At 38.3% G+C, this 22,789-nt stretch carries 21 protein-coding genes; 9 read left to right on the forward strand and 12 right to left on the reverse strand.

Annotation, left to right across the window (positions count from 1 at the left end; all coding sequences use genetic code 11):
- Positions 1–171: 171 nt before the first annotated feature.
- Positions 172–915 (forward strand): TPM domain-containing protein, encoded by a 744-nt coding sequence (locus tag HEQ36_RS23110; RefSeq protein WP_053537603.1) that lies wholly within the window; start codon positions 172–174, stop codon positions 913–915.
- Between the two features lie 466 nt (positions 916–1,381).
- On the opposite strand, the gene HEQ36_RS23115 is transcribed toward HEQ36_RS23110, so the two are convergent.
- The 3 genes from HEQ36_RS23115 to HEQ36_RS23125 form a co-directional block, all read right to left on the reverse strand.
- A complete protein-coding gene (locus HEQ36_RS23115) occupies positions 1,382–1,771 on the reverse strand; it encodes a DUF4346 domain-containing protein (protein ID WP_053537604.1) in 390 nt (129 codons plus the stop codon).
- A gap of 234 nt (positions 1,772–2,005) precedes the next feature.
- Entirely contained in the window at positions 2,006–3,175 is a 1,170-nt protein-coding gene (locus HEQ36_RS23120) for a GNAT family N-acetyltransferase (protein ID WP_053537605.1), read from the reverse strand.
- 86 nt (positions 3,176–3,261) lie between these two features.
- Positions 3,262–3,945 (reverse strand): RibD family protein, encoded by a 684-nt coding sequence (locus tag HEQ36_RS23125; RefSeq protein WP_053537606.1) that lies wholly within the window; start codon positions 3,943–3,945, stop codon positions 3,262–3,264.
- A 344-nt stretch (positions 3,946–4,289) separates the two neighbouring features.
- Between HEQ36_RS23125 and HEQ36_RS23130 the strand changes: the two genes are divergently transcribed.
- Both HEQ36_RS23130 and HEQ36_RS23135 read left to right on the forward strand, forming a co-directional pair.
- A complete protein-coding gene (locus tag HEQ36_RS23130) occupies positions 4,290–6,182 on the forward strand; it encodes an ATP-binding protein (RefSeq protein ID WP_168635188.1) in 1,893 nt (630 codons plus the stop codon).
- A gap of 57 nt (positions 6,183–6,239) precedes the next feature.
- The gene (locus HEQ36_RS23135; protein WP_027403533.1) at positions 6,240–7,097 is read left to right on the forward strand and encodes a hypothetical protein; all 858 of its coding nucleotides are present in this window, start codon (positions 6,240–6,242) and stop codon (positions 7,095–7,097) included.
- Positions 7,098–7,240: 143 nt separating this feature from the next.
- Here HEQ36_RS23135 and HEQ36_RS23140 read toward each other — a convergent pair whose 3' ends face one another.
- The 3 genes from HEQ36_RS23140 to HEQ36_RS23150 all read right to left on the reverse strand — a co-directional run bounded on the left by HEQ36_RS23140 (position 7,241) and on the right by HEQ36_RS23150 (position 10,051).
- On the reverse strand, positions 7,241–7,660 hold the full coding sequence (locus HEQ36_RS23140) for a putative toxin-antitoxin system toxin component, PIN family (RefSeq protein ID WP_168635522.1): 420 nt from the start codon (positions 7,658–7,660) through the stop codon (positions 7,241–7,243).
- On the reverse strand, positions 7,653–7,904 hold the full coding sequence (locus HEQ36_RS23145) for a type II toxin-antitoxin system Phd/YefM family antitoxin (protein WP_168635187.1): 252 nt from the start codon (positions 7,902–7,904) through the stop codon (positions 7,653–7,655). The genes HEQ36_RS23140 and HEQ36_RS23145 overlap by 8 nt, the downstream gene beginning before the upstream one ends.
- A gap of 464 nt (positions 7,905–8,368) precedes the next feature.
- Positions 8,369–10,051 carry a transglutaminase domain-containing protein gene (locus tag HEQ36_RS23150; RefSeq protein ID WP_205748451.1) on the reverse strand — a complete coding sequence of 561 codons (1,683 nt, stop codon included), beginning with the start codon at positions 10,049–10,051 and terminating at the stop codon, positions 8,369–8,371.
- A 192-nt stretch (positions 10,052–10,243) separates the two neighbouring features.
- Between HEQ36_RS23150 and HEQ36_RS23155 the strand changes: the two genes are divergently transcribed.
- The 3 genes from HEQ36_RS23155 to recF all read left to right on the forward strand — a co-directional run bounded on the left by HEQ36_RS23155 (position 10,244) and on the right by recF (position 14,962).
- A complete protein-coding gene (locus HEQ36_RS23155) occupies positions 10,244–13,114 on the forward strand; it encodes a cation-transporting P-type ATPase (protein ID WP_168635186.1) in 2,871 nt (956 codons plus the stop codon).
- 182 nt (positions 13,115–13,296) lie between these two features.
- Positions 13,297–13,731: a hypothetical protein gene (locus HEQ36_RS23160; RefSeq protein WP_015083152.1), complete on the forward strand. Its 435-nt coding sequence runs from the start codon at positions 13,297–13,299 to the stop codon at positions 13,729–13,731.
- Positions 13,732–13,846: 115 nt separating this feature from the next.
- A complete protein-coding gene (recF, locus tag HEQ36_RS23165) occupies positions 13,847–14,962 on the forward strand; it encodes a DNA replication/repair protein RecF (protein ID WP_168635185.1) in 1,116 nt (371 codons plus the stop codon).
- 266 nt (positions 14,963–15,228) lie between these two features.
- Here recF and HEQ36_RS23170 read toward each other — a convergent pair whose 3' ends face one another.
- Together HEQ36_RS23170 and HEQ36_RS23175 are read right to left on the reverse strand one after the other, a co-directional pair.
- Positions 15,229–15,615, reverse strand: a complete 387-nt coding sequence (locus HEQ36_RS23170) for a type II toxin-antitoxin system VapC family toxin (protein ID WP_028090203.1) — start codon at positions 15,613–15,615, stop codon at positions 15,229–15,231.
- The gene (locus tag HEQ36_RS23175; protein ID WP_168635184.1) at positions 15,615–15,851 is read right to left on the reverse strand and encodes a type II toxin-antitoxin system Phd/YefM family antitoxin; all 237 of its coding nucleotides are present in this window, start codon (positions 15,849–15,851) and stop codon (positions 15,615–15,617) included. The genes HEQ36_RS23170 and HEQ36_RS23175 overlap by 1 nt, the downstream gene beginning before the upstream one ends.
- Before the next feature lie 367 nt (positions 15,852–16,218).
- Between HEQ36_RS23175 and HEQ36_RS23180 the strand changes: the two genes are divergently transcribed.
- Positions 16,219–16,362 carry a hypothetical protein gene (locus HEQ36_RS23180; protein ID WP_205748406.1) on the forward strand — a complete coding sequence of 48 codons (144 nt, stop codon included), beginning with the start codon at positions 16,219–16,221 and terminating at the stop codon, positions 16,360–16,362.
- A 452-nt stretch (positions 16,363–16,814) separates the two neighbouring features.
- Here the strand turns inward: HEQ36_RS23180 and HEQ36_RS23185 are convergent, their stop codons facing one another.
- Positions 16,815–17,273: an MgtC/SapB family protein gene (locus HEQ36_RS23185; protein ID WP_168635183.1), complete on the reverse strand. Its 459-nt coding sequence runs from the start codon at positions 17,271–17,273 to the stop codon at positions 16,815–16,817.
- Between the two features lie 107 nt (positions 17,274–17,380).
- Here HEQ36_RS23185 and HEQ36_RS23190 point away from each other — a divergent pair, with 107 nt between their 5' ends.
- Entirely contained in the window at positions 17,381–19,714 is a 2,334-nt protein-coding gene (locus HEQ36_RS23190; protein ID WP_168635182.1) for a putative PEP-binding protein, read from the forward strand.
- Here HEQ36_RS23190 and HEQ36_RS23195 read toward each other — a convergent pair.
- The 3 genes from HEQ36_RS23195 to HEQ36_RS23205 all read right to left on the reverse strand — a co-directional run bounded on the left by HEQ36_RS23195 (position 19,711) and on the right by HEQ36_RS23205 (position 22,502).
- Positions 19,711–20,877: a hypothetical protein gene (locus tag HEQ36_RS23195; protein WP_168635181.1), complete on the reverse strand. Its 1,167-nt coding sequence runs from the start codon at positions 20,875–20,877 to the stop codon at positions 19,711–19,713. The genes HEQ36_RS23190 and HEQ36_RS23195 overlap by 4 nt on opposite strands.
- Positions 20,878–21,277: 400 nt before the next feature.
- On the reverse strand, positions 21,278–21,814 hold the full coding sequence (locus HEQ36_RS23200; protein WP_168635180.1) for a shikimate kinase: 537 nt from the start codon (positions 21,812–21,814) through the stop codon (positions 21,278–21,280).
- Positions 21,815–21,866: 52 nt separating this feature from the next.
- Entirely contained in the window at positions 21,867–22,502 is a 636-nt protein-coding gene (locus HEQ36_RS23205; RefSeq protein ID WP_168635179.1) for a LapA family protein, read from the reverse strand.
- A 50-nt stretch (positions 22,503–22,552) separates the two neighbouring features.
- Between HEQ36_RS23205 and HEQ36_RS23210 the strand changes: the two genes are divergently transcribed.
- Positions 22,553–22,774, forward strand: coding sequence for a hypothetical protein (locus tag HEQ36_RS23210; RefSeq protein ID WP_290708557.1), 222 nt, complete (start codon positions 22,553–22,555; stop codon positions 22,772–22,774).
- The last annotated feature ends 15 nt before the right edge of the window (positions 22,775–22,789 follow it).

Genomic DNA, 22,789 nt, shown 5'->3' on the forward strand with positions numbered 1-22,789 from the left:
CCCCCAACTCCCCCAACTCCCCCAACTCCCCCAACTCCCCCAACTCCCCCAACTCCCCCAACTCCCCCAACTCCCCCCACTCCCCACTCCCCACTCCCCACTCCCCGCCCCTATTCCCTATTCCCTAATTATGTAGTATTTTGATTGCAAGTCTGTTTAAGAATTCATCCCATGCAACAGTTACTCAAGCAATTATTTAGTAACCAAAAATACGTTATTCGTCTCATTTTCCCTGTATTGATGATGATGATGGCGACTTCACTGTTTATTTTACCTGCTGCTGCTACTGGTGTATACCAAATACCCAGTTTAACGGCAGATACTTGGATTTTAGATCAAGGTGATGTGATTAGCAGATTGAATGAAGGTCAGATTAGCAAGGCTTTCCAGGATTTGGCTCAAAAAACTGGCAATCAAGCCAGAATTGTCACTATTCACAGCCTCGACTACGGAGAAACACCGGAAAGTTTTGCCAAGGGATTATTTAGTAAATGGTTTCCAACAGCGGCAGAGCAAACCAATCAAGTATTATTACTGGTTGATACTGTTACTAATAAAATGACTTTACTGAGTGGGGATAATGTGAAGTCATTATTAACTGACTCTATTGCCCAGAGTGTGGTTGAAGAAACATTAGGTACAGCATTACGTGAGGGTAATAAATACAACCAAGGATTTTTGGATGTGAGCGATCGCCTGGTTGCTGTGTTATCTGGTCAACCAGATCCCGGTCCACCAGAAATTAAGGAAACAGTCCAGGTAGAAGGAACTTTCACCAAAGCTGGAGAAACAGATCAGGGTAATGCTACTGCTTGGGTGGTTGGGCTATTAATTGCTGCCACTGTCATCCCAATGGCTACATACTACATTTATCTGGTGTTTCAAAAACCACCCTCTCAGGAATCTGAGGAATAGGGGACTGGGGACTGGGGGTGTTTTTTGATTTGTAAGTTTCTTGTCCTTATTAACTCAAGTTGCTAGTTATCTAGTTGAGGCTGGTAATGGGTAATTGAATTGGTAATAGGTAATTGGTAATCAAAGCTCTGGTTTCATCCTGTTCATCCTTTAATCCTGGACATCCTGATTCTGACAATTTACCTAACTAGCAACTTACATTAGAGACTTCCAAATAAAAAAATGTCCCAAAACTGATGCAGAAATTCTCTCTCTGTGTACTCTGTGCCTCTGTGGTTCGTTTCTTAGGATAATTTATTTCTTGGAAGTCTCTTATTACAAGAAAGACTGGGAAGTTTGAAAGCCCCTGAGAAATAGGAACTCCAGTTCCGTCTTTCGTGGTACAGACAGGGGATGAAAAACGACTCGTTTAGTCTTAAGAATCCCCGTGTCCTTTAGACCGGGGAGTGTCAATTGCGTACTCTATTTAATCTTGAATGTACTCTTTGCCTGACACTAAAGCCATTTCAGCGCGAACAAATTCCCTACCTAAATAAGCTGCATGATCTAATAAAGTCACAGGACAATTTGGAGTTTCTTCAAAAATCTTGATACAGAGTTCTTTGGCTGTACGTGCGCTAAATACAGTTGTGTGGCTTCTTTCCACTTTACCGCGAACAGGAATCACTTCACCTGTTTCAGGATTTACGGCTAAACCACGTTCGTTAATCACATTAGTGAAGTGCTTGGCATAAATTAATCCTTCCTTTTGGTCTATGTAAATAATAAAATAGCCGTTGGGGTCAAGATCAATATGACGGTGAGAAAGTTTATAATCAATTGCTGTCAAATCTTCGAGTAGTAAATCCTTAGGCATTGTCAAAAGTAAATTTATAGAAAGAGTATTTTCAGATTACATCAATATACAATAAGTAGGTGAGCGTTGAAAATTGTCGTTATGGCAAGGCAAAAGGCAAGAGGCAAGAGGCAAGAGTGAAGAGGGTTTGGGCGATTTTACATTTCTTTACACAGTTTGGTTTTATTGTGTTCACCTACTTATCTAGATCCCCGACTTCTTTGAGAAGTCGGGGATCTATTTTGATCTATTTCCTTATTTGAAAGGTAACTCTGCATTAATGGCATCCATTTCTTTTTGTTCTAGTTGATTAACTTCCCGCACCCAAGGCAGGATAATTTGCCCTAAACGGTGGTTATAAAAGCGATGCAGGCTGTAATTCGGTGTAGCAGGGAACCCCCGGCGTTTTTTATGTTTACCACCAGCACCGGGGTCAAAATTTTGGATACCATGAGCGATCGCCCATTCAATTGGTGCATAATAACAAGCATCAAAATGTAAGCAATCTATGTCTTGAAAACTCCCCCAATAACGCCCATATAGTTTGTCTTCTTTAAATAAACAAAAGGACATCCCCACTGGTTGACCTGGATCTTCTTGATTATAAGCCGCAAAAAATACCACCCGATGCCGATAATTATGGTGCAACTGTTCGAAAAAGTTCTTGGTTAAATACTTACTTCCCCACCAACCAAATTTATCACAGGTATCAGCATAAAAGTCATACATTAACGGAAACATAGAGTTAGGAATTTCCTCACCCGTTAATGCTTGCAATCTTAAACCTGCCTTTTCTACAGCTTTACGTTCCCGTTTAATATTCCGTCTTTGATTAGCATTAAATCCAGTTAAATAATCATCAAAAGTTTGAAAATTAGCATTTTCCCAAATATAACTATGATGTAGCCAAGTTGTAAAACCCTGACTTTCTAAAATCGGTCGCCATTGGGGATCAACATAGAGAAAATGACAACCAGAAATCCGATGTTTCACACAAAAACTATCAATTTCATGGAGCATTAAAGCTGTAATTTCTTCCTCATTTTCTCCCGCAGCAATTAAAAAGCGATAGCCTTCAGTCGGGGTAAATGGAGTCATTCCCAGCAACTTTGGATAATACTCTATTCCCAACCGAGAAGCTAATTCTGCCCATTGATGATCAAAAACAAATTCCCCTTGGCTATGTCCTTTTAAATATAAAGGAGCAGCGGCAATTAAAGTTCTATCTCGCCACAAAATCAAGTGATTTGGCAACCAACCAGTATTGGCTGTAACACTTTGAGATATTTCCAAATTGTGCAACCAATCCCATTCTAAAAAAGGCGTTTTTAACGGCATCGCTAAAGCATCCCAGTCTGCTTGGGGAACATCAGCGATTGTGTGCGTCCAAACAAGAGAATAATGGGGTTTGTGTTCTTTGATCATTGTGTATTTGTCCAGTAATTTTAGATTTACTTTTGACTCATGCTTGGGCGCACCACATTTCTGGTCTGGGCGCAGGCCCAGCGCCCCTACGGGATTATTCTATAGTGTAAAAATACTTCCTGCTCTACGGTGGATACTTCTAATAATTGTAACTTAGGAGCAAGATCAGATAAAAATCCTGTCCCCTCAACAGGTGAAGGCGCAATATTACCACCTAAAATCAGTGGACAAATAGTTAACCAGATTTCATCAATTAAATTAGATTCTAGGAAAGATGCTACTAATTGTCCTCCTCCCAAAATAGCTAAACGGGTAATTTGTAAACTTGTGAAATATTCTAAAGCCGCCAAAATGTCAATTTCTTGGCTAGGAGTTTCAAAGACTAAAACTTCTTCAAACTCTGATCTTTCTTGCCAAAAATAAGCACCCAGAGAGGTTGTGAGTAACCATCGTCTCACCGGTTGTTGAAAAAATTTAATGTCCGGATTCAGGTTGCCTGAACGGGAAATCACTATATGAACTGGCTGGGGGTGCTGATTCGCTATTTTTCTTTGTTGCAAGAGTATTGCGTCTGTAATGGTCATTGTTGTACCGTAGGCACGAAGAGTACCAGCACCAAATAAAACGGCATCAGATGCAGCAATTTGTTTCCCCAGGTGTATTTTATCAGCCATTGAGCCAAATCGAGCAGGCGATCGCCTAAAATCTGCTATTTTGCCATCGGCACTCATGGCTAAAACTACTGTGGTATGAGGACGATGTTGCATCATTGCATTGCTCTGATATTTCTGCTTGGTAGATATATTTTCTCACAATTTATCACAATAAGACAAGATTGATAACTTTTATACCATTAATATGCAACAGCACTCACTATTTAATCTACATTTTATGAATTTTGTTATATTATATTTGTCCTTAAACGAGAGTAAGAATTAGTTAATTTTTTAATTTTTTAATTTTTTAATTTTTTAATTCTTACCTGTTATCTCTTATTTCCATAAGAAATTTAAACTAATAGTAAACTTATCATCAACTAATAAAATGTCTCCTTTGGTTAGTGTAATTTCATATCTTTGTAATTGTCGTTTAAAGATGCGAAGTGAGACAAACAATGGCTAAATCTCGTCAATCGTCATTTCGACAAATTTTAGTAACAAGAATACTACTGGTATTTGTCCCAGTTTTATTAGTAGGAGAAATGGTTGCCCTCAATAAAGCCCGTTCTAGTCTGTTAAATACTGCCCGACAAAATTTAACAGAAAGTGCGGTTAACAAACGAGAAAAAATTAGTGATGATATTGCCGCCTTGCGCTCCGATTTAATTACAGCCAGTCAGACACAAGTAATTAAATCTGGTTCACCTTTCCAAATTGAACAATTTCTTAAACAGCTACACAAACAACTGCCAACCAAAATTAATTGTCTCCAATTCACCCACATTAAAAAAGGTGAAATAATAGCCAGTAGTTGTGGTATTCAAGAAATTACCCCATCCGGCTTATCTGCCACCAGTGATGATGTTGATATTCAATTCATATTACCATCTCAATCTGGAAAAACTGGTAAAAGAGACAAACAAAATCAACTCCAGTTATTTTTATCAATTCCTATTGCTAATCAACGTGGTAATTTAGCTTACCGATTAAGCATTAAAACTACATTGTATCAACAAAATCCCAATCATCCAGGCTCATTGACGGGTCTTTTAGTAGTCATTGCTGAAGATGGTAGAGTTTTAGCCCACCCATTGCCAGAAAGAATCGGTACTAATATTAAAAATTATGCCGATGTGGAAAGAATACAAGCCATAGTTAAAAATGCTTTAGGTGGAAGTAATAATTCTAGTAATTTATCCTTTGTTGAAGGAGAGGAACTAGTTACAGGTTTTACAGCTACTACTAAACCTATCACCACAAGACCATCACAAAGATGGATTGTCCTAGCAGTTACAAGTGTAGAAAATGCCCTATTTGGTTTAGAAGAAATTAAACTAATTCTGATTGTTTTAACAGTTGGTTTAATTGGTGCAAGTTTATTAGCATCATTTTATTTAGTTCCTTATTTAGCCGGTCCTGTTGAAGAACTCCGCGACTATGCTGTTAATCTTCATAGTCACCACGCAGCACAACCCATTCCACGCAACTTCAAGATTCGGGAGTTTAACCAATTAGCACAAGCATTAGATCAAATGGTAGAAAGACTCAAAGATTGGGCGGAAGAATTAGAAATTGCTTGGAAAGAAGCTAAATCAGCTAACCAAATAAAAAGCCAATTTTTAGCCACAACTTCCCATGAGTTAAGAAATCCCTTGAATATTATTATTAATTGTGTACGGTTAGTCCGTGATGATTTATGCGACAGTAGAGAAGAAGAATTAGAATTTCTTAAAAAAGCTGATGATACAGCAATTCATTTATTAAAGATAATTAATGATTTACTAGATATTTCTAAAATAGAAGCTGGTAAACTTTCCGTAACTACAGTACCGCTGGATTTACGACAATTATTATTAGAGGTAATTAACTTACAATCAGTTAATGTCCAACATAAGGGACTGCAATTAATTTGTAATATAGGTGATAAACCTATTCCTATAAAATCTGATGCCATTAAACTTAAACAAGTGCTAATTAATATTATTGGTAATGCCACTAAATTCACTGATGAAGGGAGTATTCAAATTACCACAAATATTTATCAGCATCAGCATTATGTTTTAGTTTTCATAAAAGATACAGGAATTGGTATTGACCCAGGAGAACAAGGTAAACTATTCCGTCCTTTTGTCATGGTTGACGGTACAACTACGCGCAAGTTTGAAGGAACTGGATTGGGTTTAGCAATTTCTCGGAATTTAATTGAACTCATGGGTGGTAAAATCACCTTAGAGAGTTTGGGGTTAAACCAAGGAACAACAGTAATTATTAAATTACCTTTGATTGATCTGGCTTTATTACCTAATCCAGACAAAAAAGATGTAGTCAAAAATGGAGTTAGGAGTTAATTCTGGCTCTCGGAAATGTTCGGCAAACGATGAATTTCAAATTACAACCTTCCTAAAATGAAGCGACTTTTTTCAGGTATTTTTGTGGTGACAGCTTTATTACTAACTCCTGGTTGTTCATCAAATACTAAGTCTACGGAAACACAGGTTTCACCTAGTATGATGATGAATCATGAGGGACATTCTATGGGAAATATGAATCATGGGGATAATTCACAAATAACTACTAAGGTTAAATTAACTGCTCCGAAAAGTTTATCACCAAATCAACCGATTAACTTAGTTATTGATATTCAAGATGTGTCTGGTAAACCTGTTAATAAGTTTGACATTTTCCAGGAAAAAATCATGCACTTAATTATTATTAGTGATGATTTACGATCTTTTGCTCATATTCATCCCGAATATAAAGAAAATGGTCGCTTTGAAGTGACTGCAAATTTTCCAGAATCAGGTAATTATACACTTTTTAGTGATTATAAACCTGCTGGAAATAAGGAAAATGTCTCATTAATGAATATCACAATTCCCGGTTCAGTTCCCTTACCAAAAAATTTAGAAAAGTTCAGCAAGACTAAAACTATCTCAGATACTCAGGTTAATCTGAATATTTCTGAAAAAAATATTCAAGCTGGTCAAGAAGTAACTTTAAGTTTCGATTTAAAAGACAATAAAAATCAACCAATTCAAGATTTACAGCCTTATTTGGGGGAAAAAGGACATTTAGTAATTATTAAAAGTTCGTCTCCCCTCACTGCATCTGATTATATCCATGCACACGCAATGAAAGATCCTGCTGACGGAAAGGTTGAATTTCATACTAAATTTCCCAAACCAGGAACATATAAAATGTGGATGCAATTTAATCGCAATGGACAAATCAAAACCGCAGATTTTTGGGTAAATGTAGAATAGAAAATCGTAGGTTGGGTTAAGCAACAGCGCAACCCAAAAACAATTTTAATGATTTTGAACAATGTTGGGTAACATACGTCAACCCAACCTACAAAAATTAAATTAATATTCTCTTCCACAAGGGAGCGATAGAACCGTTATTTTTAACTTTGATCCGCTTGTGATAAAAAATCCTTTGGTGATAAAATAGGAATGTTTTGATAGCATTTAAGCACTAATAAATCTTCATCTCCGGTAATAATAATATTGGCATTACCGGCAATAGCAAGTGAGAGAAATTTATCGTCTTTTGGATCTCGACAAACTTGTACATGATTGGTAATATCAACTATCTCAGCCAGATTTTTTAGATATAAAATAAATTTTTGCCGCTCTTCAAAACTGACATAATTATTAAATTTCTTCCTAGAGAGAACCATTTCTAATTCTGTAAGTGTGTCCGCAGAAACAAGAATTTGATGGAAATCAAAAGCATAACGAACTGCTTGAGAAGTGATAGATTTGGGAGTTAGTAACCGACTCACAAAACAATTAGTGTCAATAACAATTCTTTGCTCAATCATCACTTTCAAGAATTTCTTTGAGCTTTTCTTCTGTCATACCTTTTATTTCGGCATTTTGACCAACTTGATCACAAAATCCCTGAAACTCATTTTTTAGCAATTTAGTTAATCTTTGATACTCTAAGACAGATAGCACTACAACTAAATCTTGTTCCTGACGCTGAATGGTTATTGGTTCTTTTTGAGCTTTATCTAAAAATTCTGTAAAATTTTGTTTTGCTTCTGTGGCAGATAAATAAATCATAATATACCTCATTTCTTTTTATCATAACTCAAACTGGTTATTCGACGTGATTAAATAAATTCCCATTTCTAAGATTAAAAATAAACATCCTGTAAATCCTGATTCAGGTAAAGGTTTATATAGCATTTCCTAGTCTAATGAAGTACAAAATGATCTGCGTTTATCTGCGTCCATCTGCGTTTGATTATTAACTCTTGTACCTCACTTGAATGGGAATTGCTATATTCACTTACCCGTTTTGCGTTAGGTTGCGACTATCTACAGTTTTATCTTGAATATTCATACAAATTTTAACGCAGGACAATTATTAATAGAAGTTGCTAAGTATCCACCAATAGCAGCAAAAGAAAAAATGAGTAAGAATTAGTGTCAAAGGCTATCAAAATTCATTCTGAGGCGGACTCGGACGCAAGGAAACCCAACATTTATACATTTTGCGTTGGGTTTCGTTCCTCAATCAAAAATTAAAAAGGTGGTAATTCCTTCAGAATTGTGAAGCGAATATGGTTAATAGCTAAGTCACCCAGTGAAACCTCTTCTTTTGTTAAGCGGATGCCATTTCTGCTTAAGATTTCAAAGGTGATGCCTTTACCAATTTCGATGTGGTACCAGCATAAGCCCATAAAGAACCGTGTAGGGTATGGTCCACCTTCTTCGAGATCATCAGGATTAGATTCCATTGGCAACCAACCAATCCCCGGAATATAGAATTCTAACCAAACATGATTAAAATCGGGTTGGAGAGGAACGCCCTGGTGTTCAGCATAGACTGGACATTTATATCTGCCAACTGTACGACAAGGAATACCATTAAGGCGACAAAGTGCTAGTAATACACCTACATATTCTCCACAAGAACCAGTACCTCGTTCTAAGGCAATATCGGGTGAGTCAATATGGGGTTTAATGGCATAGGACAATTGATCATAGACATAGTTACGGATACTGTACATTTTCCGTAATATGTTAGTTTCCGAACCAACTGCTGTGCGGGCTGCACGGATAACAATATCGGTATCCATTGCTAAATCGTCATCATCTACTAGATAGCGGGTTTTTAATTCTGGTGACAGTTCTGGAATATCTTCCACGTCTCTAGGAGTGATGCGATGTTTAATGCCGCGTACTTCTACTAATGCCTTCCAGCCAAATATGTGACGTTCACCGGGGGCAAGGGCATCAAATTTAAATACGGCTACTCTTTGTCCGTCAATGATTTCTTCTCTAAATGGTAAACCAATGGGTTCAACTTGTTGGACTTTTTGCCGTTGGGTTTCTGAGGGTAGGGCTATGCGCCATTCTATATCGGCTAAATAAATTTCATCAAGGGGGGAAATTTCTTCAACATAAGACATTTCTATCAGATAGCCATTAGAGAGGGCGTAGCGTTTATCCTCTTGGTAATGATATTGTAGAGAATGAATAAATGTGCGATCGCGGTAGGTTAATTCAAAACAAGGGTCAGCGTTGGGATTATCCCGAATATAAGGTTCTTCGCTGGAGTAGGCCACATAAATACGATCTTTGCCTGTTTCATCCTGTCCGTAAACGGCGATACCTGTAGGAGAATCAAAAGGGGTGAGAACACTGAAACGGATTTCTCCAGTTGCCCTATCCATAGAGTAAACTGTTTGTTCAGTGCGATCGCATACCCACAAAGTTTCTTTACTAACTGCTAAATTTTGGATACCGACACCAGGGGCATAGAATCTAGTGATTTCCTTGCGGGTATCACGGTCAAAAATCAAAATATAGCCAAGTCTTTGGCAACTAACATAAACGGTAGAGTCCCAAACGGCAACACCATCAGCAGGATAGGGTAAAGTCACAAAATGCTCTAACCCTAAAGATGCCAATTTACATAAATAGACACTGTTCCCACGAGTCACCCACAGATCATCCTCCCACACAGCTAAACCAGTAACTTCTTGAAATTCACGGACTTGGTGGGGATTGATAATTTTGCTGTTATCGGTAAGGGGGTCAATTTCTAATAAATGACCTTTAACCGTATCAATAGCAATAAGTCTATCTTTAATGGAAGCAATACCGTAGAGAGTAGCAGCAGTAACTGGTCTGATTATTTTTTGCCCAAACATCTGGTTCACCGTCAAACTGGGTAGTGGAAAACTTATATCATTGAGCATATTAATCATGAATTATTATTTATTAGGGAAGAAGCAAGAGGCAAGAGGGAAAAGGCAAGAGGGAGCAGGGGAGAGAAATATTCTTTTGCAACTGACAACTGACAACTGACAACTGACAATTAACCAATTCCACATTTTCGGACATCACTAAATTATGATCGAGTTTTGTAACCATTTCCTGTAACCTACACGATGTCTGCTCATTCTTTACCTGAATCTACCCACCTCTGGCATGGTTTGGAAGTTGAAAAAGCTTTAGAAATGCTTGATAGTGACGCAAACAGCGGCTTAACCTCCCAAGAAGTTGAACAGCGTCGTCAGAAGTATGGACTCAATGAACTCGAAGAAAATGGAGGTCGTAGTCCTTGGCAAATTCTGCTAGATCAGTTTACCAATATCATGTTATTGATGCTGATTGCCGTTGCCCTTATTTCTGGCTTTTTGGATTTAGTGGCTTTGACTGGGGGGACATTAAAACCCGGTGAAGTGCCATTTAAAGACACAATTGCCATTATGGCTATAGTTATCCTCAATGGTATTTTGGGCTATGTGCAAGAAAGCCGGGCCGAAAAAGCTCTAGCAGCCTTGAAAAAACTGTCTTCTCCCTCAGTGCGAGTCCTGCGTGACGGTAAACTGGGGGATGTGGCGGCTAAGGAGCTAGTACCGGGGGATGTGATGCTGCTGGAAGCGGGTGTACAAATAGCTGCGGATGGTCGCTTAATAGAACAGTCTAATTTGCAAGTGCGAGAATCGGCTCTTACAGGTGAAGCCGAAGCTGTCAATAAGCAAGCCATACTTACACTACCAGAAGATGCACCATTAGGCGATCGCCTCAATTCAGTTTTTCAAGGTACGGAAGTTGTCCAAGGTCGGGCGAAGGTACTGGTAACTCACACCGGAATGCGAACAGAACTAGGCAAAATTGCCGCCATGTTGCAATCTGTGGACGGTGAACCTACGCCTTTACAGCAACGCATGACCCAATTGGGTAATGTTCTCGTCAGTGGTTCTTTGATTCTTGTAGCCATAGTAGTTGGTGGTGGACTTATTCATGATCTAACTAAAGGAATAGGTTGGAAGAATTTACAAGAATTAGTGGAAGTTTCTTTAAGTATGGCGGTGGCGGTAGTTCCTGAAGGTTTACCTGCGGTAATCACTGTGACTCTGGCTTTGGGAACTCAGCGTATGGTCAAGCATCACGCTTTAATTCGCAAACTCCCAGCCGTAGAGACTCTTGGTTCTGTAACTACTATTTGTTCTGATAAAACCGGAACTCTAACTCAAAATAAAATGGTGGTACAGTCGGTGTACACCAATAATTCTACCTTTCGCGTCACTGGAGAAGGTTATACTCCCATTGGCGATTTTCAATTAAATGGTGAAAAAGCCAGTTTAGATGAAGTCCCGGAAATTTCCGCCTTGCTTGTTCCCTGTGCTGTTTGTAATGATGCTGTTTTGCAACAACAACAAGGAGTATGGGCAATTTTAGGCGACCCCACAGAAGGGGCTTTAGTTACCTTGGCAGGAAAAGCCGGAATTGAACAAGACCAATGGAGTAGTAAATTACCTCGTGTTTCTGAATTTCCCTTTTCTTCTGAACGGAAGCGCATGAGTGTGATTTGTCAACTAGAAGCTGTAGCTACTGGTGATACTTCTTTAACCGCCATTGACCCAGCCATTGCTGGTTTTGTGGAATCGGAACAATATCTGATGTTTACCAAGGGTTCACCAGAATTAACTTTGGAACGGTGTACAAAAATCCATTTAGGTAATCACTCAATTCCTATCAATGACGAACACCGCAGCCAAATTTTGCTAGCTAATGACCAAATGGCGGGTAAAGGTTTGCGGGTGTTAGGTTTTGCTTATAAACCTTTGGCTGAAATTCCCCCAGATGGTTCTCATGATACATCTGAGGTAGATTTGGTCTGGTTGGGGTTGGTGGGAATGCTAGACGCGCCTCGTCCAGAAGTGAGGGCGGCTGTGCAAGAATGTCGCCACGCGGGAATCCGTCCGATTATGATTACTGGCGACCATCAATTAACTGCTCAGGCGATCGCTATTGATTTGGGAATTGCCCAAGAGGGTGATAGAGTCCTCACTGGTAAGGAATTACAACTTCTCAGTGACCAAGAATTAGAAACACAGGTTGACTTAGTGAGTATTTACGCTAGAGTCTCCCCTGAACACAAATTAAGAATTGTCCAAGCCTTGCAACGTCGCGGGCGATTTGTAGCTATGACAGGCGATGGGGTAAATGACGCTCCCGCCCTCAAACAGGCTGATATAGGCATTGCCATGGGCATCACAGGTACAGATGTGAGCAAAGAAGCCAGCGACATGATCCTCCTAGATGATAACTTCGCCACCATAGTTGCTGCCACGAAGGAAGGTAGAGTTGTTTATACCAATATTCGCCGCTTTATTAAATACATCTTGGGTAGTAATATTGGGGAAGTTCTCACCATTGCGGCTGCGCCATTGTTGGGATTAGGGGGTGTTCCCTTGAGTCCTTTGCAAATTCTCTGGATGAATTTGGTAACAGACGGTTTACCAGCTTTAGCATTAGCTGTAGAACCACCAGAACCTGATGTTATGGAACGTCCCCCCTTTAGTCCCCGTGAAAGCATTTTTGCTAGGGGTTTAGGTTCTTACATGATTCGCATTGGGATTGTTTTCGCTGTGATTACAATTATCCTCATGGAATGGGCTTACCATCATTCTCATGCAGCCGGGTATCAAGGACATGAAGATACTTGGAAGACAATGGTATTTACTTCATTATGTCTAGCGCAAATGGGTCATGCGATCGCCATTCGTTCTAATAATAGACTTACCATCGAAATGAATCCCTTTTCTAATCCCTTTGTCTTGGGGTCAGTCATTGTCACCACGATTTTGCAATTGATGTTAATTTATGTTCCACCCCTGCAAAGTTTCTTTGGTACTCATGCACTGAGTTTAGAAGAATTAGCAATTTGTATCGGTTTTAGTGCTTTAATGTTTGTCTGGATTGAAGGTGAGAAGATATTCTTCCGCTTGATGGGCAAAAAAAGTGTTTAATTGGTAAATTGTCAGAATCAGGATTTACAGGATTTCATTTCATTATCTTTGTATTTTTTTATCCTGATTCTGATATTTATTACCAATTAGTCATCAATATGTATCTAAAAATCAACTTCGACGAGATAAGAAAACCCTTTGGGTGCAGGGACAATTCTAGAATTAATTAGGAGATAGATATCATGGGTGAATCCAAACGCAGAAAACAGCAAGATCCCAACTACGGGAAAGTTAAAAATCCTGTCAGAAATCTTATGAAAGTTTTTTGCCCGTTTTTTGAGGATTACGATAATTTATCTCATCTCGATGGTGATAGTATATCGTTGATGATCGCTAAGGAAGGGTACAAAGAAACGGGCTTGAAAGGCATAATTGTCACAGGGTATCTCGCTGAACATTTATTAAAAGACTATCCTCCCGAATCTGAATTAGTCCAAGCTTTCAAACAACATGGAAATATTTATGTTACTTCCACATTAGCCCTAGCATATTTGGAGAATGATATAAACAAAGAGGAAAATCTCAGGAATTTTGATACATACGACCCATTAAATGACTTTATATGTATGAAAAGTGATTCTAAAAAATACCAAGTAAGTTTGGTAACAGGATCTTAAAAAAAATTTCTCATCTCCCGAAAAATTCCCAAAATATCCCCGACTTCTGAAAATAATTTTCTCATCTCAAGAATAACTTATTATAGAAGTCGGGGATCTTGACTCTTCAGCTATTATGTACTTAAAAACTTTACACCTCAAACAATTTCGGAATTACCAAAACCAAAAAGTTGAATTTACCGCTGCTAAAACAATTTTGGTAGGTAATAATGCTCAAGGAAAATCGAACTTGTTAGAGGCTGTGGAGTTATTGGCAACATTGCGATCGCACCGGATGGCACGCGATCGTGATTTAATTAAGGAAGGTGAATCTACCGCCCAAATTCATGCCACCCTAGACCGGATTCATAGCCATAGCGATTTAACTCTCACCTTCCGTCGTCAAACGCGTCGCACCGTCGCCATAAATGGGCAAATAGTCCCCAGACAAATGGACTTTCTCGGTGTTCTCAATGCAGTAGAGTTTTCTAGTTTAGATTTAGAATTGGTGCGTGGTAGTCCTGAAATTCGTCGCAACTGGCTAGATACACTCTTAATTCAATTAGAACCAGTTTATGCTCACATTTTGCACCAATATCACCAAGTTTTACGCCAACGCAATGCTTTTTTAAAACTTTATCTAAATACACCAGAAAAATCTCTACAATCAGAATTAGCTATCTGGGATGCACAATTAGTAACTGCTGGTACAAAGGTGATTATGAGAAGAAATAGAGCTATTCAACGATTAGCTCCTATAGCTTCTGCATGGCACGCTAGTATTAGTGGAGCATCCGAAATTCTGCAAATCAATTATGCTGCTAATATTCCCTTAGAAAAAACCTCTCCTCAAGAATTACAAGCAGCCTTTTTTACTAAACTTCAACAAAGAGCAGTTGCAGAATCACATCGAGGGATAACGTTAGTTGGACCCCACCGCGATGAAATAGAATTAATTATTAATCAAACTCCTGCCCGTCAATATGGTTCTCAAGGTCAACAAAGAACATTAGTTTTAGCTTTGAAATTAGCAGAATTACAATTAATTGAAGAAGTTATTAATGAACCACCCTTATTATTATTAGATGATGTTTTAGCCGAATTAGATCCATCTCGCCAAAATCAATTACTTGATGCTATTCAAGACCGCTTTCAAACCTTAATTACTACCACTCATTTGAGCGCTTTTGACTCTCAATGGTTGAAATCTTCCCAGATTCTATCTGTAAGTGCGGGAAAAATTGACAACTGATACCAATTTTATAGCAATTCCCAATCTCAATAAATACACCCCAACCGCGCTAAGGCTATACCCCCCTTGGTCTCCAGAATTTTTTGAAGCTAAATAGAAATTATTATTATATAGGAATCCGGTTTGATTCCTGAATTTTCCGTTGAGTTAGGGAACAGGGAACAGGGAACAGGGAAGAAGGATTTCAGTATGTACCGAGTTCTGTTCAAAAATCAAATAGGAGTCCTATAATAGAAAAACACTTTGCAAACATTGGAGATTTTCAACTACCCGAAATCGTCAGAAAATAATGGCACATCATAAAATTTAAACTTTTGGTCTACCGTAATTATTGTTAAACCTTCCACCAAAGCTTGAGAAATTAACATCCTATCAAACGGGTCTTTATGATGCCAAGGCAAACTACCCACATTCAAACAATGCTCTGCCGAAATATCCAAAACTTGAAACCGATTATCCCGAAGCACCGCCAACAAATCATCGGGTTGCTTCAACTTTCCTAACGAAGTTTTAATCGCTATTTCCCATATTGTTGCTGCGCTGACAAAACTATCATTGACTGGATTTCTAATAATTTCTCGCACATCTGCCGACAACTTTGGGTCATTTGCTAACCACCACAATAAAACATGGGTATCTAATAAAAACCCCATTAACCTTTTCCATAAAACATAGCGTTAATCTCCTCTGACTCATCATCAAAATCATCAGCCATCCAAACGCGCCCTTCCCAAGCCCCAGGAGTCCGCGGCTCAGGTTCCGCTTCATAGCGGATCAAACGCACCAACGGTTTACCCTCTCGACTAATGACCACATCTTCACCCTCTAACACTGACTCTATTAATTCGAGAAGATATGCTCTTGCTTCTTGAACTGTTGCATTCTTCATAGACAAAAAAACAAAGAGATTAAAATCTAATTATAAGATGAAAATAATAATTCAGAACAACTTAAACAAGCTATTTGAAAACTGATATAAACCGAAAAAACCATAGAAGATAGTAATAATCAGTACGGCGTATTTTATTAAGTAAAAGATAAATTAAATTGAGTCACCGTTTAAATATGCTTTAGAGAAAAAATACTATTCTTAGATTTTAATTAACGTCCAAAACCATAACAAAAAAACATAGCGCGTCAGGGTAGCTTCAAGATGATTTTGGATAGGTGAAGTAAATTCCGTAATAACCGATTGTGACAGTTAATGGTGCGGAATGTGGGTTATACAGCGTTTTCCACTCTGATGAGGTACAAAGTTGAATCATGAAACTCTTGTGGTGCGGGCATCTTGCCCGCTAGATATGTACCTCATAACACCGGGAAGTGCTGTATATGAAGTAGTTATCTCCCGTCACCAAATTATTAATGAAAGATTAATAATACTTCTACAAGACCTATAGTTAGTCTTGTTAGTGCTAAAGATAAACTTCCTTTGGGACGTAATTTAGATAATCTATTCACAAATCCCTCCCTGAAAGAATCTCGTATTTTTGGGGATGTAAGCTGTTGTGTATTTAGTTTGTATAATTCTAGCGGGCAAGATGCCCGCACCACAAAGTTCAAGTAAATTATGGTTGTCAAATTTAGCTGCGTAACAGCTTAGAACAGTTCAACCAGACTTTTAAGGGAATAAATGATGATACAGATCAATCTACTGTTTGGCGGCTATTAATTGAAAGTAATGGTTGGGTTTATGTGTTTCCATCTATGCCTTCAGAAGCTAAATTTGATCAGCGCCCTCCTGTATTGGCTATTAATACAGCTGATGGTGGGGTACAATTGTTAATTATCAGCTGTCCTAATCTGGGTGAAAAAGGCAATTAATGTCATATAAATTTTTCTGTTCACCTACTTAATTAAATTTTTCTAATCTTTTAAAGATGTGTAGAATAATTACAGTTAAAACAGCACCCATTAATCCTAATTGCCATAAACCACACCCAGCAGCAATTCCCAAAGCAGCAGCTACCCAAATTGCAGCAGCAGAAGTTAATCCGTGAATTTCCGGTGATTTTGATGTTTGGGAAGATTCACGCAAAATTTCCCCAGCCCCCAAAAAACCGACTCCAGCCGCAATACCTTGAACTACGCGACTAATAGAATCAGCACTAAGTTGTGTACCACCTGTTTGGATAGTGATGAGAGTAAATACGGCTGAACCCAAACTTACTAACATATGGGTTCTTAAACCTGCCGGTTTGTTTTTTAGTTGTCGTTCTAAGCCAATTATAGCCCCAATAAACAAGGCGAAACACAGACGAAGACCGGTGTTTAGCCAGTCACTACTGGCAATATAATAAGGATTGATCAATTTTTTTCGGTGGTAAATAATTTAATAAATGAAATCGGGGCAATTGTTCGGACTAATTGGTAATATAGTAACAAAAAGTATGTAATAAATATTATTTAATAAATTGAGTGGATAAACTCTATTGGCTTGACCAAATTAAACTACAAGACCGCCCCAAGGTTGGCGTTCAGGCGTTTTATTTAAGTAAGATTAAACAGCAGGGCTATCCTGTTCTGCCTGGTTTTGTGGTAGAAGCGGATGTTTTACGGCAATTCCTGGAAACTCTCAACAGTTCAGAGTCGTTAATTGCTGATTTACCCTATTCTTCTCTACATTTAGATGTACATAATTGGCGACAACTGCAACAGGTAGCCGGGCGCTTACGTCAGGAAATTATCTCAGCGACTGTGCCACCTCATTGGGTGAGGACAATTTTTCAAGCTGCGAGACAATGGCAAAGAAGCAGTTTAATTTTGCGTCCCAGTTTGGCAATATCAAATAACCAAGAAATGAACAATGTGTCTGGGTTATTAGAACCAGTATTTTGTCCTTGTGAAGAAGAGGAAATCGGTGAGGCTTTAAAGCTGCTTTGGAGTCAGTTATTCCGCGCGAGAAGTTTATTATATTGGCACAGTGCGGGGATTAGTCTACCAAGCATTAATTTAGGGGTGTTAGTGCAACCAGTTGACAATGCGATCGCTTCTGGTGTAATCAATACTAAATCATCGGCATGGGATATTGAAGCTACTTGGGGTTTAGGACTAGCAATTACCAACGGTGAAGTATTACCAGATGTTTACTACATAGAACCAAAAACCGGCGCAGTCGTAGAAAGACAATTGGGTAATAAGATGTTGGCGTATCGTCTTAATCATGGTAATGCTTTTACAGATGAACAACTGCAACCAACATTAGATACTGATTTTTTATTAGCTTATATTTTAGAAGAATCTCAACAACAAGAATATGCTTTGCCAGAAGAATTTTTGCAAGAATTAATTACTGTAGGCAATCAAATAGTCAGTGAATTAGGTGCAACTTTAACTATGAAATGGACAGTTGCCAAAGAATCTTTAGCCACAAAACTCTATATTACAGAAGTCACTGTTCCCCAATCTGTAAATAAGAGTGTGCAATTTATTCAAGGCGTTGGGGCAGCCAGAGGGAGAATTATTGCTAATGCCCATATTTTTAGTTCATCACAAAAAGTAATCCAAGTTCCTCAAGGCATAATTCTCATCGCCCCAATGATTACTCCTGATTGTTTGCCCTTACTACAAGGAGTTGCGGGGATTATTACAGAACAAGGGGGATTAACTAGTCATGGGGCGATTTTAGCCAGAGAGTTGGGCATTCCTGCGGTGGTGAGTGCCACTGGTGCAACAACTATTTTACAAGCAGGTGAAAAATTATTAATAGATGGTGATAAGGGAGAAGTATATCGGCTCACAGGTGATGAAGAAAATTTTCCTAGTGAGGAGATAGAAGGATTAATTAAAGAGGAAAAAATTGTCAATTATCAGCCAATCAATTTACCCATAATTGCGACTAAGTTACTCATAAATCTGAGTCAAGAACGATTAATTAAACAAGTAAAAGGTTTACCTGTGGATGGGGTGGGATTATTGCGTTCAGAATTAATGATGTTAAATATTCTGGAGAAAAAACATCCTCAAGAATGGTTGAAAGCCGGAAGAAAAGCGGAATTATTGGAGTTATTATCTAAGCAAATTATGCAGTTTGCCCGTGCTTTTTCACCCAGACCGATTTTTTATCGGTCTTTAGATTGGCTACCTCATGATTTGCCATCATTGAGTACAGATCCCCCATTATCAAAGTCATCAACTATCAGTGATCGGGGTATTTTCAGCTATATACAAAATCCGGCTGTTTTTGAATTAGAATTACAAGCTTTAGCGATAGTTCAAGCATCTGGCTATAGAAATATTAATTTGCTATTACCTTTTGTCCGCAGTGTTGAAGAATTTGTATTTTGTCGTCACAAGGTTGAACAAGCTGGGTTAATGCAAATATCCCAGTTTCAATTATGGATGATGGCAGAAGTTCCTAGTGTATTATTTCTATTACCTGAATATATTAAAGCTGGTGTGATGGGTATTTCCATTGGCACAAATGATTTAACACAATTATTGTTAGGAATAGATCGAGAACAGGGAAAACCAGGAATAGGCTCGAAATATCTTGATGAAAGTCATCCAGCACTGATGGGTGCAATATCTCAATTAATTAAGATGTCTCAAGCTGGGGGTATTTCCTGTTCTATCTGTGGTCAAGCTCCGGTACTTTATCCAGAAATGATTGATAAATTAATAGAATGGGGGATTAGTTCTATTTCTGTAGAACCGGAAGCAGTGGAAAGGACTTATCAAGCGATCGCTCGTGCTGAACAAAGATTAATTTTAGCAGCAGCACGGCGACAACTTAACGACTCAAAAAATTAATATCGGCAAATAGCCGCCACTTTGACTCCACTAGGCATTGCTTCTGGCTCTAGACTATATACTTTACCACCATTTAACATGGTGTGAATCACGGCAAAATCTAACATATCTTCATCCTCAGGTGCCGGTTCTGGATGTAACTCAACCGTAGCAGTTGGTAAATCAAATTTACCCCATATATATTCTTTTTCAGGCACAAATAAAGTATCAACTCTTTGATAATATGCAGCGGGAACAATTGTTTTGATATCATTGGCAATTTTGTTACTTTCTTCCCCAGCTAGTTGCAGATAAACAGCCATTAGATCTTCATATTCTTGCTGAAATAAAGGGGCAACAATTTCCCAAGCTGCCTGATTTAATTCTTGGGTTTTGAGAAGTTCTACATTGCCAGTAATACCTGTTTCTACTAAATATTGATAAGTATTAGCCTGTCGGTAAATTGGTAATAAATACTCCACGCCTGCTAATATTAAAGGTGATTTTTTACCTCGTAATTTTTCATGTAATGCACTATCAACAGCATAACAAAATTGTAAAATATCTTCTTCATGTTTCTCTCGATCTGGACTACCTTGTCCATGGACAGAACCAGGCTGTTGAGCGGCGGAAGTCGCACCTCTAGCTATACCAACTCTATGCTGTACACCTTTTTGAAATTCATCTTCTAAAAGAGTTTCTTCCAAATTACGAGGCATATTTTCTACTTCTACCTCATGGAGTTGGTAGCGCGTTCCTGAGTAAAACTGAACATTCTTTTGACTTAAAGCCAAAATGTAGAATTGTCCATCATTATTAATCAAATTTAGTAAGGGTTTAATGTGGAAATTTTTGCCCACAACCACTAATTTGGGAAAGGAAATAGGTAAACAATAGTAACGAAATAGATTTGGGGAAATAAAAATTACTAATCCCTGATTTTGAATTTCCCAAAAATCAGTATTGTCTAATTCCATTGCTGGCTTGAGCAAATTTATAGTTTCAGCATGGCGTAACCCTATGTCATCTAAGCGATTTTCAGCTTCTCGAATTAAATTTTTAAACCGAATTGGATTTTGTCGTGTTTCTCCGCCTAGTTTTTCCATAGGTAGATACAGAGAAACGCATGGATACTCAGGATTTTGGACTAAATTTTTGAGTTCATCAAGAGAAAATATAGTCATAGATTTCATCCCCGTCGAGGATAATGATAGAATCTAGATTCAATTCAACTCCTGATGTGGAAATTCTGCATCTTGCTTTTGACAAGAAATTAACTGCTTTCTATTCCTTTTTATAGATATAAGTAATTGGACAAAAATATTTACAGTCATTGCGAGGGAAGGGAAGCAATCACAACCCTTGGAATTGCTTCATTTCACTTCGTTCCATATGGCTAACGCCACGCTTCGCTAATGCAATGACATTGTGTAATTAATTCTGTCTCACTACTTATAGCAATTCGTATTTGATTTGTGATAGCGTAGCGTGCCGTAGGTATACATTGCAAGAGTCAGATCCCCGACTTCTCTAAGAAGTCGGGGATCTGATATTCAAGTGGGTTATAAATGGGTGTAGAAAGAATTATTGCTGTTTGAGAATACTGGGAATTGTGGCTAGGATGCGTGTGGCAATTTCTTCTGGTGTTTCGGTCGCGCTAATAGTAATATGTAAATCAGCTTGGGAGTACATTGGCTGACGTTGTTCCAAAAGCGATCGCAATTTACTTTCCATATCAGCATCTTGTAAAAGTGGTCTAGTATCGTCTGCCGCCAATCGCTGTAAGATTATTTGTATTGGTGCATCTAACCAAATTATCAAACCATGATGGAGGTAACTCCAATTCTGTTGCCGTATGACAATACCCCCACCAGTAGCTACAACCAACTTAGTATAGGCACAAACTTGAGCTAAGACATCACCCTCCAGTTGACGAAACTCTGCTTCACCATTTTCGGCAAATATTTCGTTGATAGATTTACCCGCGGCTTTGACTATCACTTCGTCTGTATCTACAAATCTATAACCAATTTCCTCTGCTAGTAACTTTCCTACTGTTGTTTTACCAACACCCATCATGCCAATTAAGTAGAGGTTAACTCCTTTTAAGATATCAATCATCAGTATTTTTCTCCTGTAAAATTAAAATTACTATTTATGATTTAAGCTTAGATTAGCGTTTTTGTGGTTTATTTTCTTCATCATCCTCAAAATCATCATCTTCAAAAAAATCCCAGTCATCATCATCCGTTACCTGATTTTTTCCTGATTCTTGATAAGGAGGAATAATGACCCGATAATCAGCATCATAAACTGATTCAGTTTTACCTACAGCAGTATTTTTCGGGGATTGAGAACTATAGGAATAAACAGAACTGGCGCGGGAATTAGAAGTTTGTGGACTTGTAGAAGTTGCTTGTGCTGATTCTGAAGTTTCGCTATCATCCCAATCATCTTGATTCCGATTTGTGTCCCAATCATCAAATTCATCATCAGCTTGAGTAACGGTCGGTGACGGACTTTTAGGAGGAGGCGTATTTTCTCTGACACGGGGTGAAGTCGGAATTGATTTAGGGATAGGTTGTTGTGCTTGTAAATTTAAATCAGTGGTAAATTTTAATAATTTAGTAATTATTAAAGATGTAAAAATACCAGCAGTTATGCTCAATAAAATCCACAATGCTAATGGTAATGCTTGAGTTCGCATTCCCAAAAATATTAGTGGAAGTGAGGGCGACAAATTTTGAACTAATATTATTATTAGTCCCAGCATTGCCGTCACCAAGATAATTAAGCGAATTACAGCCATAACGAATTCAAAATTGCAGCAAAATTTGAGAATACACCAGGGGAAAACAGATGAAAATAGCTATTGCCACAAACGAGTTAAGTAGGTTGGCGTTAAAAATTGTCGTTGGGGCAAGGGAACAGGGAACAGGGAACAGGGAACAGGAAGAGAGTTTTGGGCGATTTTACAAAGAAAGGGAACAGGGAACAGGGAACAGGGAACAGGGAACAGGAAACTTTAGTTCTGAGTTTAAAGCTCAGTCAAGAAAAAAGATGTTTTTAAAAGATGCGTAGCACGAAAAAAAACAG

It is taken from the genome of Anabaena sp. 54 (genome assembly GCF_017355725.1).
GTDB classification, from domain to species: domain Bacteria; phylum Cyanobacteriota; class Cyanobacteriia; order Cyanobacteriales; family Nostocaceae; genus Dolichospermum; species Dolichospermum heterosporum.

Coding starts and splice junctions, on each gene's coding strand:
- HEQ36_RS23110 (WP_053537603.1), top strand. CDS start 172: ATGCAACAGTTACTCAAGCAATTATTTAGTAACCAAAAATACGTTATT.
- HEQ36_RS23115 (WP_053537604.1), bottom strand. CDS start 1,771: ATGCCTAAGGATTTACTACTCGAAGATTTGACAGCAATTGATTATAAA.
- HEQ36_RS23120 (WP_053537605.1), bottom strand. CDS start 3,175: ATGATCAAAGAACACAAACCCCATTATTCTCTTGTTTGGACGCACACA.
- HEQ36_RS23125 (WP_053537606.1), bottom strand. CDS start 3,945: ATGATGCAACATCGTCCTCATACCACAGTAGTTTTAGCCATGAGTGCC.
- HEQ36_RS23130 (WP_168635188.1), top strand. CDS start 4,290: ATGGCTAAATCTCGTCAATCGTCATTTCGACAAATTTTAGTAACAAGA.
- HEQ36_RS23135 (WP_027403533.1), top strand. CDS start 6,240: ATGAAGCGACTTTTTTCAGGTATTTTTGTGGTGACAGCTTTATTACTA.
- HEQ36_RS23140 (WP_168635522.1), bottom strand. CDS start 7,660: ATGATTGAGCAAAGAATTGTTATTGACACTAATTGTTTTGTGAGTCGG.
- HEQ36_RS23145 (WP_168635187.1), bottom strand. CDS start 7,904: ATGATTTATTTATCTGCCACAGAAGCAAAACAAAATTTTACAGAATTT.
- HEQ36_RS23150 (WP_205748451.1), bottom strand. CDS start 10,051: ATGCTCAATGATATAAGTTTTCCACTACCCAGTTTGACGGTGAACCAG.
- HEQ36_RS23155 (WP_168635186.1), top strand. CDS start 10,244: ATGTCTGCTCATTCTTTACCTGAATCTACCCACCTCTGGCATGGTTTG.
- HEQ36_RS23160 (WP_015083152.1), top strand. CDS start 13,297: ATGGGTGAATCCAAACGCAGAAAACAGCAAGATCCCAACTACGGGAAA.
- recF (WP_168635185.1), top strand. CDS start 13,847: ATGTACTTAAAAACTTTACACCTCAAACAATTTCGGAATTACCAAAAC.
- HEQ36_RS23170 (WP_028090203.1), bottom strand. CDS start 15,615: ATGGGGTTTTTATTAGATACCCATGTTTTATTGTGGTGGTTAGCAAAT.
- HEQ36_RS23175 (WP_168635184.1), bottom strand. CDS start 15,851: ATGAAGAATGCAACAGTTCAAGAAGCAAGAGCATATCTTCTCGAATTA.
- HEQ36_RS23195 (WP_168635181.1), bottom strand. CDS start 20,877: ATGACTATATTTTCTCTTGATGAACTCAAAAATTTAGTCCAAAATCCT.
- HEQ36_RS23200 (WP_168635180.1), bottom strand. CDS start 21,814: ATGATTGATATCTTAAAAGGAGTTAACCTCTACTTAATTGGCATGATG.
- HEQ36_RS23205 (WP_168635179.1), bottom strand. CDS start 22,502: ATGGCTGTAATTCGCTTAATTATCTTGGTGACGGCAATGCTGGGACTA.
- HEQ36_RS23210 (WP_290708557.1), top strand. CDS start 22,553: ATGAAAATAGCTATTGCCACAAACGAGTTAAGTAGGTTGGCGTTAAAA.